The sequence below is a fragment of the Terrimonas ginsenosidimutans genome (assembly GCF_022012415.1).
In the GTDB taxonomy this organism is placed as follows: domain Bacteria; phylum Bacteroidota; class Bacteroidia; order Chitinophagales; family Chitinophagaceae; genus Terrimonas_A; species Terrimonas_A ginsenosidimutans.
This window is the reverse complement of the sequence record NZ_JAKLTR010000001.1, coordinates 571,476-589,982: the sequence shown is the minus strand read 5'-3', so window position 1 is coordinate 589,982 and position 18,507 is coordinate 571,476. Positions and strand designations below refer to the sequence as shown.

General features: G+C 45.4%; 15 protein-coding genes. 9 read left to right on the top strand and 6 right to left on the bottom strand.

Annotated features, from left to right (window positions below; all coding sequences use genetic code 11):
* Positions 1–32 precede the first annotated feature (32 nt).
* The 4 genes from LZZ85_RS02465 (at position 33) to LZZ85_RS02450 (ending at position 4,863) form a co-directional block, all read left to right on the top strand.
* Positions 33–3,122 (top strand): PAS domain-containing sensor histidine kinase, encoded by a 3,090-nt coding sequence (locus LZZ85_RS02465; RefSeq protein ID WP_237868343.1) that lies wholly within the window; start codon positions 33–35, stop codon positions 3,120–3,122.
* A gap of 2 nt (positions 3,123–3,124) precedes the next feature.
* Positions 3,125–3,754 (top strand): response regulator, encoded by a 630-nt coding sequence (locus tag LZZ85_RS02460; RefSeq protein WP_237868342.1) that lies wholly within the window; start codon positions 3,125–3,127, stop codon positions 3,752–3,754.
* Positions 3,755–3,966: 212 nt separating this feature from the next.
* On the top strand, positions 3,967–4,332 hold the full coding sequence (locus tag LZZ85_RS02455; protein ID WP_237868341.1) for a response regulator: 366 nt from the start codon (positions 3,967–3,969) through the stop codon (positions 4,330–4,332).
* Between the two features lie 165 nt (positions 4,333–4,497).
* Positions 4,498–4,863, top strand: coding sequence for a response regulator (locus tag LZZ85_RS02450; RefSeq protein WP_237868340.1), 366 nt, complete (start codon positions 4,498–4,500; stop codon positions 4,861–4,863).
* Positions 4,864–4,996: 133 nt separating this feature from the next.
* On the opposite strand, the gene LZZ85_RS02445 is transcribed toward LZZ85_RS02450, so the two are convergent.
* From LZZ85_RS02445 to LZZ85_RS02435, 3 genes are all read right to left on the bottom strand, one after another.
* Complete coding sequence (locus LZZ85_RS02445) at positions 4,997–5,770, bottom strand: LytR/AlgR family response regulator transcription factor (RefSeq protein ID WP_237868339.1); 774 nt, start codon at positions 5,768–5,770, stop codon at positions 4,997–4,999.
* Positions 5,767–8,763, bottom strand: coding sequence for a ligand-binding sensor domain-containing protein (locus LZZ85_RS02440; protein WP_237868338.1), 2,997 nt, complete (start codon positions 8,761–8,763; stop codon positions 5,767–5,769). Before LZZ85_RS02440 ends, LZZ85_RS02445 begins: the two co-directional genes overlap by 4 nt.
* Positions 8,764–9,071: 308 nt before the next feature.
* Positions 9,072–9,497: a globin domain-containing protein gene (locus LZZ85_RS02435; RefSeq protein ID WP_237868337.1), complete on the bottom strand. Its 426-nt coding sequence runs from the start codon at positions 9,495–9,497 to the stop codon at positions 9,072–9,074.
* Positions 9,498–9,645: 148 nt separating this feature from the next.
* Between LZZ85_RS02435 and LZZ85_RS28330 the strand changes: the two genes are divergently transcribed.
* The 4 genes from LZZ85_RS28330 (at position 9,646) to LZZ85_RS02420 (ending at position 14,326) form a co-directional block, all read left to right on the top strand.
* Complete coding sequence (locus LZZ85_RS28330) at positions 9,646–9,771, top strand: hypothetical protein (RefSeq protein WP_255723969.1); 126 nt, start codon at positions 9,646–9,648, stop codon at positions 9,769–9,771.
* Positions 9,772–10,193: 422 nt separating this feature from the next.
* Positions 10,194–10,838: a hypothetical protein gene (locus tag LZZ85_RS02430; protein ID WP_237868336.1), complete on the top strand. Its 645-nt coding sequence runs from the start codon at positions 10,194–10,196 to the stop codon at positions 10,836–10,838.
* A 130-nt stretch (positions 10,839–10,968) separates the two neighbouring features.
* Entirely contained in the window at positions 10,969–11,721 is a 753-nt protein-coding gene (locus LZZ85_RS02425) for a hypothetical protein (protein ID WP_237868335.1), read from the top strand.
* Between the two features lie 196 nt (positions 11,722–11,917).
* Complete coding sequence (locus tag LZZ85_RS02420; protein WP_237868334.1) at positions 11,918–14,326, top strand: hypothetical protein; 2,409 nt, start codon at positions 11,918–11,920, stop codon at positions 14,324–14,326.
* Between the two features lie 435 nt (positions 14,327–14,761).
* Here LZZ85_RS02420 and LZZ85_RS02415 read toward each other — a convergent pair whose 3' ends face one another.
* Genes LZZ85_RS02415 through LZZ85_RS02405 form a run of 3 tightly spaced genes read right to left on the bottom strand, consistent with a single transcriptional unit; the run spans position 14,762 to position 16,945 of the window.
* Positions 14,762–15,193: a hypothetical protein gene (locus LZZ85_RS02415; protein WP_237868333.1), complete on the bottom strand. Its 432-nt coding sequence runs from the start codon at positions 15,191–15,193 to the stop codon at positions 14,762–14,764.
* Complete coding sequence (locus LZZ85_RS02410) at positions 15,171–15,407, bottom strand: hypothetical protein (protein WP_237868332.1); 237 nt, start codon at positions 15,405–15,407, stop codon at positions 15,171–15,173. Before LZZ85_RS02410 ends, LZZ85_RS02415 begins: the two co-directional genes overlap by 23 nt.
* A gap of 59 nt (positions 15,408–15,466) precedes the next feature.
* Positions 15,467–16,945, bottom strand: coding sequence for an alpha-amylase (locus tag LZZ85_RS02405; protein ID WP_237868331.1), 1,479 nt, complete (start codon positions 16,943–16,945; stop codon positions 15,467–15,469).
* Positions 16,946–17,166: 221 nt separating this feature from the next.
* On the opposite strand from LZZ85_RS02405, the gene LZZ85_RS02400 reads away from it, so the two are divergent.
* Entirely contained in the window at positions 17,167–18,468 is a 1,302-nt protein-coding gene (locus LZZ85_RS02400) for an alpha-amylase family glycosyl hydrolase (protein WP_237868330.1), read from the top strand.
* Positions 18,469–18,507 lie beyond the last annotated feature (39 nt).

Below are 18,507 nucleotides of genomic sequence, written 5' to 3'. Positions count from 1 at the left end.
CGTGCAGTTGTCAGGTCGAATAAAACTGATTTATGCAATTACCTCCGGATCTACATATACAGCAGCGCTTGCGACGATGGTCTGGTTATCTCAATGTTGGTATTGGTGCGATAGCAGCCCTGGTGCTCATTGGCTGGAACTTCGATATCAGCCTCCTTAAAAGCCTGTCAACAAAAACGGTGGCAATGAACCCTACCTCTGCCGTTTGCTTTGTTCTTGCTTCACTCTCATTTTTCTGGAGAACCCGCCGCCAGAAAACAGGGAAGATCAATTTGCTGGCTCAGCTCTTCGCCATTATCATTACTGCAATCGCCGCTATTATCCTGATAAATTTTTTGATTGATACCGGCATCAGACCCGACGGCATACTATTCAATGGGGCTCCGGAAAACATATCGAACACAGGCTCTCCTAACAGGATGGCGCCAAATACGGCAACCTGCTTTCTTCTTACCGGTGTCTCGCTGCTGTTGCTGCATTATGAAAGCCGCAAAGGAAGGATGTTTGCACATTATGTGGCGCTGATCATTGGCCTGATCAGCCTTCTTTCACTGCTTGGATACCTTTACCAGGTAGATGAATTTTACGGAGTATTCAATTACCTGGCCATGGCGTTGAACACCGCTATCTGCTTTTTTCTTTTCGCCACAGCCGTTTTCTTTTCGAATCCCGATGCCGGATTCATGAAAGAATTTACTTCATCTCTTAATGGAAGCAGAACAGCCCGCTTGCTGATCCCCGCAGCGATCATTATTCCTGCCGCACTCGGCCTGCTCAGAGGATGGGGCCAATCTGCCGGGATCTATAGTCATGAGTTCGGCCTGGTTTTATATGCCGCAGTTACCATTCTGATCTTTGTTGCCATCACCTGGTACAACGCCGTATCTATGAACCGGCGCGAACTGCAGGAGCATGACGCTGAAAACCTTCTGCGCACAAACGAAGCTCACACGCGGGCCATCTTCGACAATGCCCCTGATGCCATCGTAGTGATTGACGAGAATGGCACCATTATCCGGTGGAATAAACAGGCTGAACAGATCTTTGGCTGGACGGATAAGGAAGCCATCCGACAGTCCCTTTATCATATTATCATCCCCGAAGACTCCCGGATGGAGCACAAGAACAATATGAAACAGTTCATGCTGGCCGGGGACGGAGATATTCCGGGCAAGACCTTTGACCTGCGTGCTTTGCGAAAAAACGGCTCTCTCGTTGATGTATCACTGAGGATCTCCCCGCTGCTACTGGAGGACCAGCGGCAGTTTATCGGCTTTATCCGGGATGTTACAGCCAGAAAATTGCTGGAGAATACGCTTAAATCATTCAATGACGAGCTTAGCCGCCAGGTACACGAAAAAACCGCGGAGATCACCGATATCTTCGAACGGATCACAGACGGATTTATCGCACTGGATGAAAACTTCCGGTATACTTACATGAATACTAAAGCAGGGCAATTGATACACATGGAACCCGCCTCACTGATCGGCAAACAGATCTGGGATGTGTTTCCCGCGGCGATCGGCTCTGCAACGTACAAGGCGTTTAATGAAGCCATGAGCACGCAGCAGTATATCAGTAACACTGATTACTACGAACCACTCCATCTCTGGCAGGAAAATCACATTTATCCGTCGCCAAAAGGTTTGTCTGTTTTTATTCGTGATATCACCGAGAAAAAACGTGCTGCGCAGGAAATTACCGAGGCAAGAGACCTTGCAGATAAATTGATAGATAGTTTACCCGGTGTCTTCTATTTTTATGATCAGCAGGGAAACTTTATCAAATGGAATAAGCAGTTTGAAATTGTTACCGGTTATTCCAGTGAAGAGATCGCCAGGATGCACCCAGCTGATTTTTTCCCCGAGGATGAAAGAGAATATATCACCAACAGGATCATGGGCGTCTTCGAAAAAGGAATGAATGATGCCGAAGCGCATTTCATCTCCCGTGAGGGATATAAGATCCCCTATTATTTCAAAGCAGTAAAACTGGTGTATGAAGGAGAGCCCTGTTTGTTGGGGACCGGCATCGATATCACTGAAATAAAAAAGGCCGAAGAAAAGCTCCGGAATTCTGAACAGAAATATAAACTGCTTTTCGAAAGCAATCCGCTTCCCATGTGGATGTTGAGTTTACCTGAATATCATATTACTGAAGTAAATACAGCCGCCTTAACACAGTACGGCTATACCAGAAGCGAATTTATGGCGCTGGACATTTTCAACCTGCGCCCGGACGAAGACATTGAACGGTTAAAAGCAAACACGAACCGCCAGTTCCGTGGGATTTACTATGCAGGCACCTGGCGCCATAAAAAGAAGGACGGAACGATCCTGTTTGTCGACATTGTCACGCACGATATCTATTACGAAGGGAAGCCCACGCGCCTTGTTCTCGCGAATGAGGTCACAGAGCAGCATCTCGCGGAAGAGCGCCTGAAAGATGCCTATGAGCAGACCAGGAAGCTTACGGATCACCTGCAAACAGTGAGAGAAGAAGAGCGGATGCATATCGCACGGGAGATACATGACGAGTTAGGTCAACTGCTGACAGTCTTAAAAATGGATGTTTCCTGGCTGAACCGGAAACTCCAGCCAACTACGGAACCGATCCAGGCGAAACTTAAAGATTTGCTCTCCCTGATAGATACAACCGTTAAAAAGGTGAGACATATCTCTTCGGAGCTCCGGCCAAGCCTCCTGGATGACCTGGGCCTGGTGGCCGCCCTGGAATGGCATATCGAGGAATTTCAGAAGAGATCGGGCATTGAGCTGGAAAGCAACCTGCCCGCAACGGAGCTGGCCTTACCGGAACCGGTAAAAATTGGTCTGTTCCGGATATTGCAGGAGTCACTTACGAATGTTGCGAGACATTCTGGCGCAGAACGGGTAATAGTAACGCTGCTGCAAAAAGAGAATACACTATTTTTAACGATTGAAGACAATGGTAAAGGATTTGATGCAGAGAGTAGTAATAAAAAGACGCTGGGGCTGCTTGGAATGAAAGAACGGACCCTGATGATTGGGGGAGAGTATAAAATAACAGGTATTCCCGGGAAAGGCACTATTGTCGATGTCTCTGTTCCCGTTCCTGTTTTTGAAAAAGAAAATAGATGAAAATGCTGAACATTTTAATTGCAGACGATCACGCAGTTGTTAGAAAGGGCCTCAAACAAATCCTACTGGAAGAATATCCATCGGCAAATGTAGGAGAAGTCGCCGATGCCGAAACCCTCGTTGCCCAGGTAATGAATAATGGGTGGGATATTGTCATCTGCGATATGAATATGCCCGGCCGTAGCGGACTCGATGCATTAAGCCAGCTGAAGCAGGTCGCCCCTAATGTTCCCGTACTGATCATGAGCATGTACCCCGAAGACCAGTACGCATTGCGCGTTCTGAAAGCAGGCGCGGCAGGTTATCTGGGAAAGGAAACCATTCATGACGATATCATAAAAGCCGTACAGACAGTACTCCTCGGAAAGAAATTTATCACACCTACCGTCGCCGAACGTTTGGCGAATGCCTATCGGGATGATTCCGGCCAGCAACCGCACGAACTGCTGTCCGACCGCGAGTTTGACGTATTTAAACTGCTCGCTGCGGGAAAATCCGTTTCAGAGATCGCAGGCCAGCTTTCCCTCAGCTCTACGACAGTAAGCACATACCGCGCAAGGATCATAGAAAAAATGAACCTCCGCTCAAATGCTGCACTCACGAGGTATGCCATTGAGAAGGGGATCATTTGAGTGGTAATACCATGACGACCGGCAGATCAGGACAGGTTATAAAATAATCCCGGCTGTGTCAACCTGAAGGCTATGGGCCCCGGCCCACTGTACCCCCTTGTAGTATAAAATCTACACGAATAGGAAATCCTCTCCTACAACCACTTCCATAGAAATCGGATATTTTGCACCAAGCGTCTGCCGGGTGTAATCGAACTGACGCAATTAGTATTATGCTACGAATTATTATCGCTGACGATCACGTCCATATACGGAAAGGCATCGTTCAGCTGCTGGAAGAAGAATTTGATAACCTGTACATTGAAGAAGCAGGTAATGGGGAAGAATTGTTCAGCAAGGTCTCCTCGGGCTCATGGGATCTGGTGATCTCTGACATGGTCATGCCCGGAGGCAATGGGCTGGAAGCATTGAGGAGGATCAAACAGGACAGAAAAGATCTCCCTGTGATCATCGTCAGCACCTATCCCGCCGATCAGTATAAATCACGCGTTATGGAAGCCGGGGCCGACGACTTCATCAGCAAAGACACGTTTTTCAACCAGCTGATCCCTTCCATTCGCCGTATACTGAAAAGCTGAGCAGCACCGTATCCATCTCCCTTCTGCTACCAATGAACACTGTAGTGCCACAGCTACAAAAACACCCGAAACATTTGTACATTCTAATGATAAACTGATCTATTTTTTTCAGCCTCACTTCTTCATTCCTTTGTTCTCATGATGCATTACAGAAAGACAAACAAAATGCTCTCCGTTCTTATCGTTGATGACAGCGAAGAGTTTGTTAACCGCATGGTCGACATGCTTGTCGACGTGGATAATATCAGCAGCATCCAAACCGCTACTGATTACAATGAAGCGTTCAGAATGCTCGACAATAAAATACATGATGTGGTTCTGCTGGACATCAGTCTGCCCGGCAAGAGCGGGATCCATCTGCTGCAAAAGATCCAGGAACTTGGCTGGAATTGCAATGTGATCATGATCACCAACTCCTCAGCCAGCTACTACAAACAGCAGTGCCTGAAGCTTGGGGTCACTCATTTTCTCGACAAAACAAACGAATTTGACAAAGTTCCAATGATAATTACCTCTTTCAGTCCGAATTAACCTCAAGGGGATACTGGATTCTTCCAGTCGGTCCCTTTGGGATAGGTTCCAAAAAGCAATGTCCTAACAAAATTATTGCGACCTTAGTGAGGAGGAAACCTGTCCCAAAGGGATTTTTTATTTCACTGTTCGTTCAGCGGTCAAACCACTTCTTAAACGCCGGCGCCTTCTCCCTGCTGATATCCACTTCCATCTTCAACGGCGCTTTCAATGTAATCGTCAGTTTTTGATTTTCGTGCGGCTTTACGCTTTGAATTGAATCTGTATGAATAATGCTCTGGCGGTTTGCCCGGTAGAAGATCTTCGGATCAAGTAACTCTTCCACTTCTTCCAGCGTAGCATAATCAAGTATGTATTTATCTCCCGTGAAGGTGTAGAGATAATTGAGGTTATCTCTCGTAAAACAAGCAATATCTTTCGTCTGCACCGGGATCCAGTTGTTACGGATACTGACAATGAACTTCTCTTTATACAATGACCCGGGAGACTGCGGGTGCTGCAGGACCTGCATCAGATCTTTGATCTGAAAAGAAGACGGCGTGCTGCTCTCTATCACTTTTCTGCATTTACCGATCGCATTCTTTAATTCCTCCATATCCACCGGCTTTAACAGGTAATCGACACCGTTCACCCTGAATGCCCTGATCGCATATTCATCATAAGCTGTTGTAAATATAACAGGGCAGGAGAGTTGAAAATGATCGAATAACTCAAAGCTTACGCCATCGCTTAACTGAATATCCATAAACAACAGATCCGGTTCAGCATTCTGCATAAACCATTTCTTCGCCGTTTTCAAACTTGGCAATACGTCTATCACCTGCACATCCGGCGCCACCAACCCGATCTTATTCTCAAGCTCCCTGGCAATCAGGCTTTCGTCTTCCACAATTACCGCTTTTATCATAGTAAAGGTATTTTGACAATGAAATGATCCTTCTCTTCAACTACCAGGACCGACTTTTCAGACAGATAATGGTAGAGAGACTGAAGATTGTTCAATCCCTGCCTGTTACTTGTTTCCACAAAGTTCTTGCGCTGAAGGTTGTTTTTTACAATAATATAATCGTCTTCGATAAAGATGTCGATCACCAGTGGGCTTTCTTCATCAATAATATTATGCTTGATCGCGTTCTCGATCATATTCTGCAATGTGACGGGCGCAATTTTTCGGTGAAAGAATTCTTCCGGCACATTAAAGTTTACGATCAATCCTTTCTCAAATCTTGTTTGCTGCAGGCGCACATAGGTTTCTGCAAAACGGATCTCACTTACCAGGGGAACGATCTCGCTATCCCTGCTTTTCAAAATATACCGGTACGTTTTGCTGAGGCTTTCGAGAAACTCTCCGGCAAGCGAAGGGTTAACCCTGATAAGGCTGCTCAGTGATGTAAGTGAATTGAACAGGAAGTGCGGATTCAATTGTTGCTTCAGATTGTCATACATGATCTGTGCTTTCTCTTTTTCCAGCAATTGTGACTTGCTTTCAAGCCGCAGCAGTTTTTCTCTTTGAGAAATGCGGTACCGGTATACAAAGAATAACAAGGCCAGCAAAGACAAAATAAATCCTATTCGGAAGATCCAGGTTTTGTAAAAAACGGTGTTGATATTTATTGTCAGCGTCTTCTCCTCCGTATTCCAGTTTTTAGGATCCGATGATGCCTTATATCTGAAAACATACTTTCCTCCCGGAACATTTGTATAGTTGGCCTGCCTGTTCCTGGTATATCGCCAGTCTTTATCAAATCCGTCCAGCTTGTATGCATACCATGTTTCACGCGGGTTCGAGTAGTTGAATGCTGTCAGCTCGATCGTAAAAAAGTCCTGCGATGCCGCAAGCTCTATCTCGTTTTTATCAGTAGCATCCAGTAAACGTGGGGAAGGGTTATCCGGAATACTGAATGAAGAGATGATGATATTGCTGGAAATATTCTTTTCATTGTACTTAAGCGGATCGAACGATACAAATCCATCGTATGTGGGATAGACAAACCAACCATTCTTCATGGTATAAGAGGTTTGATCATTGAATTGGATATCCGGCAAACCGTCTTCCACATCAAATCGTTTAAAAACTTTTCTGTCCTTATCCAGCATCAGCAGGCCGCGTGCGGTCGCAAGCCAGAGCCTGTCCTCTTTATCCACCTTCAAACCGGAGATCTGCAAAGATCCCATTACACTGACATCCGCGTAGGAAGTGAATTTGTCTGTTGAATAGTCATAGGATGCAACGCCAAAGTATGTGCTGAACCAGATCTGTCCCTTGTTATCCTCGACAATAGAAGTAACCATATTCCCAAGCGGATTATCTGCTGCACCCGGTTTTTCCCAGTAACGCGCTGTTTTTTTGGTATCATCATACATCAGAAGCCCGCGACCATTTAATCCGACCCATAAGTTGCCGCGCTTATCTTCCAGCACCGAACGGGCGCCGTAACGGGCATATTTCTTTAAGGCTGGGTGCTGATGAAGGCTATTGAATTTGTACTCGCCCGGCGTCTTATAGAATAAACCGCCGCTGCTGGCAAACCAGATCACCTTTTTCTTATCCTGCATGATCTGCCAGTAGAAGTAATTCGGCAGAGAATCTTCATAAGAAAAAAAGCGGATCCGTTTTGTGGCATTCTCATAAAGGTTTACACCAGCTGATGTGCCTATCCACATATTACCCTCGTCATCACAAAGCAAAGAGCGGATAGAGTTGTCGTGAATTACTTTATCAGCAGCATTTTCCTTTTGCTGGAACAGTTCTGACTTCCTGCCGTCAGCAGATTGCTTCACCAGCCCCGTACCCGTTCCCATCCAGAGGTTACCCTGCAGATCTTCTGCAATGGTCCTGCACCAGATATGCGGCCGTGCATATTTGAGCGGTTCGGGAAAAAATATATTGAACAGGTTATAGTCCGGCTGAAAATATGCTGCTCCCGATCCTTCCGTACCAAGCCATAAAAAACCCTGCTCATCGGTGAAGATGCGCGTTACATGGTTTTCGGGCAGACTGTTCGCAATGCGGGAATCGTTTGTGACCGAGGTGAACGAATTGTCTTTTGTATTTACATTCACCAGTCCATTCCAGATCGTACCAAGCCAAAGACGGTTGCTGCGGTCGACCTGAATATCGATGATCCTGTCGATCAACCCGTTCTTATTATAATAATGTGAACGGATCTCTTCAAATGATGTATTGTTTTCTTTGCCTTTATAGAGAAGTGCTCCCTTTTCATTCCGGCAGGCCCAGACCACGCCACTGCTGTCTATTGCTACTTTGAAAACCGGGATTTCCTTACCGGGTTTGAGGTAAAGCATCTTACTGATCCTGCTCACTGTATTGTAAACCAAAATGCCTTTCATCGTGGCGATATAGGCCTCTTTTCCGTAAACATATCCTTCATACATGGGCACTTTCACCATCGGATCATTGTTTGCGGATCCTGCAAAAGAGAACCGTTTCGCTACTGAGTTATAAAAGGCGATCCCTTTTTCTGTAAGAAGCATCAGGCTGTCACCAGCAGGCCTTATTTCATTTACGGTTACGCCTTTTGAGCCTTGTACCAGCTCAAAGCGATTGGTGGGATAGTCGAATCGGTACAAACCTGCGCGATAACCAAAATAGATATCTCCATACTTATCACCGAATATCGTGTGAACGAATTGTGTCGGAACGGAAAAACTGTCTTTACTGTTGTGGAAGAAGTTGGTGACCCGGTAACCATCATACCGGTTCAACCCGCTGAGAGAGCCGAACCAGATATAGCCGTACTTATCCCGTCCGATGGGAGCAACAACACCGTCAGCCAATCCGTCTTTTGAACTTACCCGTCTGAAATTGTAGGAAGCTGTTTGGGCATCAGCCGAGAGGCTGATGATAGAGAACAACATTAACAGGTAGAGTGATCGCATAACCCTTGAAAATAAACTACCTGTAACGATCTTCAAAATTTTGCCCGCGAAGTGTGGCAAAATTCAACTGAGCCGTTTGGGCATTTGTGGCATCCTTCCTAAAGTTGCCCGATGGCAGATGACCGAAATCTGATGGAAGAGTATTGACAACCTGTTTCATCTCAGTTTGACAAGATCACTTCAACCCCTGAAGTTTCTCGTCCGTCATCGGCCATCGAAGCATTTTAGGTTTTTGTAATGGCTTAGCGCCATTTGAACTGAAGGGTACGTGGGTACGGGAAAGGGTACGTTATAGTAAGCGTTATCTGTTATGCATTTTTTGGGTACGATGCGTTGATCATCGTTTCGGACAGAATAGAATAGCAGGCCATCCAGGCATCCCGTACATCGGGTCTCCAGTCTTTGCCCATTCCCTGTTCCAACGTCCAGAGCAACGCGCTTCCCACTGCGGCATAATGTTCCTTCTTCACACCATATCTTACATGCCGCCGGGCCAGTGCTGCAATATCTTCGGTCAGTTTATCCAGCTGATTCAAGCGGCCAACGACAACGTTGACCATTGCCAGCAGTTTCTGATATTGCTCTTCCATATTCTTTGGAAAAAGCTTTCTGAGGTACGGATGTTCAAGAAAAAGCCGGCTGTAAAAAACATCACCCACCAGCTTCGGATCGATCCGCCTGAAAGGGCTCCAGCTACTTTTGATCAGTTGTATTTGTTCCAGCGTTAATCCCATAAATCTTCTTTACACAAAGCGAAATTCGTACTGCTCAGACTTCCCTTCAATTTTGTTTATGTAAAGCGTAGCAAAAATCCATTTAGTCGAAATAAAAGGCCTGCGTCCGGAAAAGAGCAGGCCTTTTTATATAAATCACCGTCCTGTTATGAAATATCTTGAGGCCAACGTAAATGGAAGAGCTCATCTGTCAGTCAATATGATCATGAAAGAACCTGGCGTTGTTGTCCGCCACCCGTATGAACCCGCAACAACTGTTACGGGTAATTCATAGTTTAAGGTTTAAGGTTAATGGTCATTATCGATTGACAACACAAAGATGTAACAACATTGCCTTACAGAAAAAGACAAACCGGTGAGGTGTAGGAAACACGTGATGAAGTGTAGGTTGCATTGAGTGCAATGCAAAGTCCGTTGTCCGTTGACCGTTGACCGTTGTCCGTTCACCGTTGTCCGTTGACCGGAATTCAAGCGAGGTGGAATAGAATTGCATCTTCGTATACAAATTGATCTTAGCATATTCATTACAGGCAGTCATGATGCTCCCTTCCTCCGGACAACGGACAACGGTCAACGGACTTTGCATTGCTATTCACAGGTCGTTTTCCTCCCTTCACTCATGCACCCTTTCTCAGACGAAGGCATACAGATAGCTTTGCGATCCCTAACAACGACCGTTAGTAAATTTTGAAGATCATGAAGAAGCTATTATTCATCATATACCTTTTAAACCTTAACACCAATCTCATGCAGGCACAATCAAACGCAACTATCTCAGGTGAATATCAATTACGCGGCGTCATGGAAATGGCGTCAGGACTTTTGTTAAAGCCAGACAGCACATTTGAGTTTTTCTTTTCCTACGGGGCTATGGACCGTGGAGGCAGTGGTAAATGGCAGTGGAATGAAAAAGACAGTATGCTTATCCTGAACACCATTAACAGGCACGCATCAGACTATGCACTGGTAAACAGCCGCAAAGGATCTGGCAAACTAATGGAGATCAGAATCACAGATCCGAATACTTACTTACTGCGATATACACAGGTACGCGTTCATACTGCGAATGGCATCATTGAAGGAAACGCTGATGAAAAAGGTGTATTCACCATGCCAGTTCAACCGGTCAATAAGATCGATCTGCTGTTTGAACTATGCCCCGAAAAGTTCTCGACAATAGACGTGAAGGATAGCACGCATTCTTATTTCGAATTCCGCTTTGAACCATGGATCACCGATGTATACTTTGACAATGTGATGCTCAAACCAACCGAAGACGGTCTTGAAGGCGGTCATCCTTTATTAAAAGGTCACACTTACCAGTACCGTAAGCTGAAGTAAGATTCTGCTGGCGCAAATGAAGAAGAGCACACCCTGTTTAAGAAATGCCACACTCTGTTCTCTTTCCTTTTTCCGGCAATACAAACCAACGCACCTTTGCGCCCTCTTTAAACCTTATCAACTTTATTTTATGATCGAAATTCTTTTCTCACAACGCTTAAAAAAATTCCTGAAGGAAACTTTTCTTCTCGGCCTTTTTATGGCGGTAATTGTTTTCGCCTGGGTCAGACTGCTGTTTTTTGAAGTACCTTTCTCTCTAAGCGAAGACAGTATGACACTGATTAAAACAATTCTGACCTCATGGCTGATCATGGGAGTATTCAGGATCTTCTGGTATTTATTGCTGCGAATGATCGGGGCATTGCGGCCGGCTTTGATCCGCAGTTCAGGAGCGGTAAGATGGATGATCCTGATCCTGCTTTCTGTATCATTATATGCCTGCCAGACAGGAGGCTTCCGGAAAGGTTTCTCCATTGACGGCACAACCGGACTAAGCGTGAAATATGATGGCATTTCAACCAAAGAATCCAGGCTGGTGATGAATGGTGAAACCTTGAACCACACAGATATTCCGCTCGGCGAGAACTTCACACTGATCAATGACGGCATTGACGGTCTTACCATAAAAGACAGGCAGGTCTCCGTAGGCTGCTCGCTCGTCATCACAGATACTGCAGGCAGGGCCATTTTTTCAGAACCGGACCTGTTTGCCGATCATGGCCTGTTCAATAAAGACAGTGTTCAGTACCTGCAATGCAGGGTCAACACCGGAGCTCCAATGCTGCCGGATGAACATTACGGTGTAAAAGTCACTTTCTGGGATAAATATGGTACGGGGAAGATCGAGAACTCTGTACGTGTACGTATCATAGATGAACCCTGATAGAATAGCAGTAGCAGGATAAGACCGGGGTAAGGACAGTGTGGACGATCCATTTCAGCGCGTGCGGGAGATATTTGTACTTCCTGCCGCTGATTTGAACCGCAGCTCCCTGGTCAATCTCCTTTTTTTGTTGCAAATCTGTTAACAGTTTCTTTTCATACCTGATCATACGTAATTTAGGGCTTCATTGATTCGTATGAAAAAGATCTCATTTTTACCACAGGCCGCTCTTTCTCTGCTTGTTATAGCAAGTGCTGCATTCGCCCCGGCACATGCCCAGAAAACTATGCAGCAGGTGGATGCCTCTATAGCTGATTTTGCTGAAAAATTCGGGCCCGAGCGCGCTTATCTGCACTATGATAAACAGGCTTATTCGCCCGGTGAAACGATCTGGTTCAAGGCCTATGTAATGAACGAAGTCCTCCCCGCCATTGAATCGAAATCGTTCTATACCGATGTTCTTGATGAGAAAGGCAATTTATTGCAGCATATCACCAGCCCGATGGTGGATGGCGTAACAAATGGACAATTCGAAATTCCGCTCGATTATAAAGGCCAGTTTGTTTTTTTCCGGGCGTATACACGGTGGATGCTGAATTTTGACTCCGCATTTCTTTTTACAAAGCAGATCAGAGTTTTAGGGAACGATCCTAAAACCGCTGCTGCCCGCCCGCAAACAATAGCTACACTACAGTTTTTCCCGGAAGGTGGTGATGCAATTGTTGGTCAGCCAACCAAGATCGCTTTCAAGGCAAATGACCAGTGGGGCAAGCCTGTGAAAATAAAAGGCACGATCACTGACGCACAGGGAAAATTTGTAGACAGCCTGCGCCCACTTCACAATGGCATGGGTTTTTTTATGCTTATTCCCGATGGGTCAACTTATACCGCTAACTGGAAAGATGAAAAAGAAGTTGGCCATACAACCAAACTTCCGGCTGCTAAAACCTCCGGCGCCAGCCTCCAGGTGCAGGTTGCAGGAACAACACGCCGCTTCCAGGTCAATTACTCCGCAGACATTGCTAAAGCAAACGACTCCCTCCATATCATAGGAACGATGTATCAGCACGAAGTTTTCAGGGTGAGTAAGGCAACGGCAGGCAGCGAAGTTAAAGGCGCTGTTCCCACTCAAAATTTACCAACAGGCTTGCTGACATTTACCGTATTTGATAAAAACTGGGCCCCGCTCGCAGAACGCGTTTCCTTTATAAATAATGAAGACCTCATTTTCAAACCCGAGTTTGAAGTTCAACACTGGGGATTGAACAAAAGAGCAAGAAATGAAATTAAGATCACTTTACCGGACAGCCTGGTCGGAAGCTTATCCATCGCTGTTACGGACGAAGCAATAGGCAAAGACACCTCAAGGAATATCGTTTCCCACTTATTGTTAAGCAGTGAGATCAGGGGCGATGTTTACAATGCATCACATTACTTCACGTCGAATGATGAGCTGATGTCCCAGAAACTCGATCTCGTCATGCTGACCCATGGCTGGCGCCGTTTTAAATGGGACGAGGTATTAAGCGGAAAAACGCCAAAGCCTCTTTTCGCAAAAGATACGAGCTACATGACTTTGTCCGGAACAGTTTTCGGCGCTATTCCCGGTCAGATCCCCCCGGGTGCTGCGGTCGTTTTGATGCTGAAACAGAAAAAATCGGAAGGCCAGGTATTACTGGTCCCGATCGAAAGTAACGGTACAATCAATGAGCGCTCGGTCATTATTTTCGATACCGCACAGATCTATTATCAATTCCAGAATAAAGACCTCAAGAATGCAACACTGCAGTTTATGACCGACCGGCTGCAACCTCCAACGGTGAGAAAAACGGTCGGACGTTTCGGCTTTGCCATCCTTGCAGATACTCTCGGAAACTATCGTCAGTGGCTGATGGCAAATGAATCAAATGATATCGCTGAGAAAAACAAGATCAAGACCCTGGAAAATGTGATCGTAAAAAGCAAGACCAAGTCTCCCGTACAGGTGCTTGATGAAAAATATGCTTCGGGTTTATTTTCCGGAGGAGATGGCTACCAGTTTGATCTGGTCAATGATCCCTTCGCTAAAAGCGCGATCGACATCTTTACATACCTCCAGGGAAAAGTTGCCGGTCTGCAGATCTCCGGCAACGGCTCAAACACAACGCTTACCTGGCGCCAGGGTACTCCGGCTCTGTACCTGGATGAAATGAACAGCGATGTACAGATGGTCTCATCGATCTCCGTACAGGATGTCGCCTATATCAAAGTATTCCGCCCGCCATTCATGGGAGGTTTCAATGGCGGTAATGGCGCTATTGCCATCTATACCCGACGCGGTAATGATGTTCGTAATGAACCCGGCAAAGGCCTTGCGAATAACAAAGTGGAAGGTTATACCGCGATCCGTGAGTTTTATTCCCCCAATTACAGCAGCTTTAACCAGGAAAACGAACAACGCGATCTGCGCAGCACCCTCTACTGGAACCCGAATATTGAAATGACTTCAAGAAAGCCTGTAGTGCTAACCTTCTATAATAATGATGTTACCAAAGCTTTCCGGGTGATCATTGAAGGAATGACCAGGGATGGAAGATTGGCTCATTATGAGGAAATAATGGAATAAGACAAGAATGTATAAAGTAAAAAGCCGTATTGCGATTGCAATACGGCTTTTTACTTTATACATTCTTGATGCGCTTGATCTTTGGATGAATATTTTTCTTGCGTGCGCAACGGTAATAATGTTGATGATTCTGCCATGCCCGGCAAATGTGAAATGATACCAGTCATCGGCCGGCTTTACCCAGGGTACACCTTATCCCTGAAAGCTGAAACATACCGGCTACATCCCGGAGCTGGGGAATGAACGATCCCCGGCATACGGCAGCGTGAAAAATAAGTGTACCGTTTCTCTACAATTTTCCCCGGTAAAACGGTCGCTAAGTGTACCATAACTGTACAAAGGTCTTACCGCACTCCTACAGTCAACCCATATTCTCTACGTACTCCCGGCATTGTCTCTTCGCTTTTTAAGCATACATCTTTCTTTACCCCTCTATCACCGTGCTTTCTTTTTTGCCCCATGCAATCGCCTCTCCAGCAATTCCTTCCGTTTTCTCCACTTCCGCAATGGTTCCCTTTCATTCAGCTCAACACCTCTGTTATCAGCAAGGCCCATCGCCTTCATCAGTTTTCTGCTGATCTCAACCGTTTTTCTCGTCGGCGCAACCTTTAAGCTCTTCTTAAATATTGCCTGCAATGCTTTTATCGCACGGTCTATTACTGCCAGCTCCTTCTCCACATCCCGCTGCTTCCGGTAAATGATCATCAACCGGGAAAAAGCATATTCATTTCCCGGCAGCATCTTAAGATGACGCAGATACAGTTTTGCCGCATCCGCCAGCTCCCCGTCTTTTTCAAACCGTTGAGCCTGCTTCAGGATGTCTTCTCCGGATACCGGAAGCTCCTTATTTTGATGCGCTACTTTCATCCCCTGGCAAATACTTTTGCAGTAAAGCTTGAATTCTGTCTTTTAACTGACCCGGGCAATTTGTATTGAACAACACATGCGCAGGATCGGTTTCAATACGATAGCACTGACTTGGTTTCAGCTTGATGCCATCCACATCTACATATTCCCGATCCAGGTCGCTCAGCTCAACCTTCAGCTGGCTAAGCTTTGCTTCATCAAAAAATGGTGTCATAAATTTTAATTAAGGCTTATAAGATACCAAAGCAAAGTGCATGCCTGTAACCCTTTCTCTCAGCTTAAACTGCCTTCCTGCACCCAAACGGATACAGATCTTCCGTTTGTAAAGAAGATCCCTTTCCCCGCTTCATCGATCTGAACTCTTTCTTCCCGCCCGCCGCAGACATCGATAAATACTTTATTTGCCAGCCGTTCGCCAACATACATTTCCTCCTGCCCATCAGTATTGTTGCTCAGCAGAACCGCGCAACCGCTTGACGGCTTTTCATCAATACCCTCTCTCGTCCATCCGATCATGTTCGCATGAGTGAAATAATCGTGCTGAGGACCATACGCCAAACGACTTCTCACTTTTGCCATCGTGATCACCGCTTCGATATTATTGAGTTCTATATAGATCTCCTCGCCATCCTGGTAGTCAACATATTTCGCTTCATAGATCGTGGGATAAAAAAGACAGGGAATTCCCTGGTCACGTAGCAGCGTCATTGCATTAGCCAGCGGCTTGAACCAGTACTCAACAGTTGATTGTAACGCCTGTAATGGCTGCGTATCATGATTATCCACAAAAGTGATCGCAGATTCAGGTTTTTCTTTCACAAGTGAATTATCAAAGATCTGCCGAAGGTCATAATCCTCTCCGCGTTGTGAAGCATCATAGAAATTAAAATGAAGAGGAACATCGAATAAACGCACACGCTCGCCTGTTGTAGCGATATAATTCATTAACGCATACACATTATTCTGCCAGTATTCTCCCACACAGAAAAAATGCTTTTTAAACCGCTTATCAAGATGGTCCAGCCATTCCGGGAAGAAATTAGGCGTAATATGTTTTAATGCATCAAGTCGGAAACCATCCACACCGGTTGTTTTTACGTACCACTCACCCCACTTCTTCAATTCCTTTCTTACATGCGGGTTTCTGAATTCAATATCATTCCCCATCAGGTAATCATAATTACCGTTTTCCTCCTCAAGCATTTCTTCCCAGGTACCATTGCTGTATTCATTGAGAATAATGTGAATGTCGTTATCATTACAAACACCGGTGAATGAATGCCAGTCCCATTCATACGTTGAATACTTCCCTTTTCTTCCGGGAAAGGTGAATTTTGTATACGCGTCGATCATAATCGGTTCGCTAGTGTATTCATTGCGATTCTCATCACTTACTTTGCGGACAGGAATGTTCTCCATTTCATCAGCACCGAGTTTATGATTGAGAACGATATCTGCCAGCACATTGATCCCCTTTGCCTGTAATGCTTTGATGCAATCAAGATACTCCTGTTTTGTTCCGTATCGCGTACGCACACTGCCCTGCTGATCAAACTCACCCAGATCATAAAGGTCATATACTGCATAACCGGGCTCATGTATGCCTTTAAAAGATTTATATGCCGGTGGAAGCCAAATATGCGTTACGCCCCAATCAGCCAACCGATCCGCTTCATTTTTTGCATGTTGCCACAAATTACCATCTGCATCATAATACCAGTGGAAGAATTGAAAAAGGGTAAAGTTTTCCATATTTGAGGTGGGGAAGAGTTGATTTTTAAGTTAAACAGGTGATTCACAAGCATTGTGTAACCACAACCCGGTACTATAACAAATAATCATACCGGAAATGATCGTGCTAACTATTAGATACTCATTAAAATTCATTTAAAACTGTTGCCATTCGTTAAATAAGCAGCATCATATTCATCAATGGTATGCTAGTTGTTTTTCAAGAGCATAAAAAAGAAAGAATGAGCACCGCTTTTCCAATTATTTCCTGGGCAGACGGAACAAACATTTACGAAGTGAATGTCCGGCAATACACTCCAGAAGGAACGCTGCAGGCTTTCGCGACACATCTTCCGCGCCTGCATGACATGGGTATTGAAATTATCTGGTTGATGCCCATCACTCCGATCAGTGTTGAAAAAAGACAGGGCACTTATGGTAGTTACTACGCCGCCAGCTCTTATACAGAAATTGATCCCGCCTATGGAAATGCAGAAGACTTCAAAGAATTGATCCGCTCGGCTCATTCACTGGGAATGAAAGTCATTATTGACTGGGTGGCAAACCATACAGGTTATGATCATCAATGGACGCAAAAGTATCCGCAATGGTACCGGAAAGATGATAAAGGAAATTTCACCGAACTCTACGGTTGGGTTGATGTGATAGATCTCAATTATGATATCCCGGAGATGCGTATAGAAATGCTCCGGTCTATGAAATACTGGATCAGTGAGTATGACATCGACGGATTTCGTTGTGACATGGCGCGTACCGTTCCGCTCGACTTCTGGATAGAAGCACGCGCACAATGTGATTCCTTAAAGCCATTGTTCTGGCTGGCAGAATGTGAAATACTGGAATATCATGAAGCCTTCGATCTCACTTATGGATGGGAAGCCATGCGCGCACTTGACAAATACAAAAAGGATCCGCCGGAACTCACACTCGCCAATGTATTACCCATATTGCATTCTTACGCCCGCTACCCGGTCGGCGCAAGAAAACTGCTATTCACATCAAATCATGATGAAAACACTTACTGGGGAACTGAATATGAAAAATACGGAGCAGCCGCAAAGGCGCTGGCCGTTTTCAGTTGTACATGGCCCGGTATCCCACTGATCTATTCAGGCCAGGAAAAACCTAACCTCAAACGGCTTGCTTTCTTTGAAAAGGATTCGATCGACTGGAATGGAGAGATAGAGCTTCATGAGTTCTATAAAACTTTACTTACGTTCCGTAAAAAAAGCAAAGCGCTCAAAGACAGTGCATCGGTGTTACTGATTCCATCAGGCCACCCGGACGTGCTCATCTATCTCTGCAGGCGCCGGGATGATACGGTTTTTGTGTGCCTGAATCTTGCGCCGTCAAAAAGCATTTGTCATTTCAATCATCCTGCAGTTGCTGGTGTGTACAAAGAATTATTCTCTGAAAAAACAGTAGTCGTTGCCCGCAAAGAAACCTACTCACTGGAACCTGGTGAATACCGCGTTTACCATATCACAAAAGCGGATCCTGTCATCGCAGAAAAAACAATCTGACCCGATTGCAGCATACTTTCCTGATATATTATCCGCTTT

Excerpts from the sequence above, each read along its gene's own strand:
- LZZ85_RS02465 (WP_237868343.1), top strand. The coding sequence starts at position 33 with ATGCAATTACCTCCGGATCTACATATACAGCAGCGCTTGCGACGATGG.
- LZZ85_RS02460 (WP_237868342.1), top strand. The coding sequence starts at position 3,125 with ATGCTGAACATTTTAATTGCAGACGATCACGCAGTTGTTAGAAAGGGC.
- LZZ85_RS02455 (WP_237868341.1), top strand. The coding sequence starts at position 3,967 with ATGCTACGAATTATTATCGCTGACGATCACGTCCATATACGGAAAGGC.
- LZZ85_RS02450 (WP_237868340.1), top strand. The coding sequence starts at position 4,498 with ATGCTCTCCGTTCTTATCGTTGATGACAGCGAAGAGTTTGTTAACCGC.
- LZZ85_RS02445 (WP_237868339.1), bottom strand. The coding sequence starts at position 5,770 with ATGATAAAAGCGGTAATTGTGGAAGACGAAAGCCTGATTGCCAGGGAG.
- LZZ85_RS02440 (WP_237868338.1), bottom strand. The coding sequence starts at position 8,763 with ATGCGATCACTCTACCTGTTAATGTTGTTCTCTATCATCAGCCTCTCG.
- LZZ85_RS02435 (WP_237868337.1), bottom strand. The coding sequence starts at position 9,497 with ATGGGATTAACGCTGGAACAAATACAACTGATCAAAAGTAGCTGGAGC.
- LZZ85_RS28330 (WP_255723969.1), top strand. The coding sequence starts at position 9,646 with ATGAAATATCTTGAGGCCAACGTAAATGGAAGAGCTCATCTGTCAGTC.
- LZZ85_RS02430 (WP_237868336.1), top strand. The coding sequence starts at position 10,194 with ATGAAGAAGCTATTATTCATCATATACCTTTTAAACCTTAACACCAAT.
- LZZ85_RS02425 (WP_237868335.1), top strand. The coding sequence starts at position 10,969 with ATGATCGAAATTCTTTTCTCACAACGCTTAAAAAAATTCCTGAAGGAA.
- LZZ85_RS02420 (WP_237868334.1), top strand. The coding sequence starts at position 11,918 with ATGAAAAAGATCTCATTTTTACCACAGGCCGCTCTTTCTCTGCTTGTT.
- LZZ85_RS02415 (WP_237868333.1), bottom strand. The coding sequence starts at position 15,193 with ATGAAAGTAGCGCATCAAAATAAGGAGCTTCCGGTATCCGGAGAAGAC.
- LZZ85_RS02410 (WP_237868332.1), bottom strand. The coding sequence starts at position 15,407 with ATGACACCATTTTTTGATGAAGCAAAGCTTAGCCAGCTGAAGGTTGAG.
- LZZ85_RS02405 (WP_237868331.1), bottom strand. The coding sequence starts at position 16,945 with ATGGAAAACTTTACCCTTTTTCAATTCTTCCACTGGTATTATGATGCA.
- LZZ85_RS02400 (WP_237868330.1), top strand. The coding sequence starts at position 17,167 with ATGAGCACCGCTTTTCCAATTATTTCCTGGGCAGACGGAACAAACATT.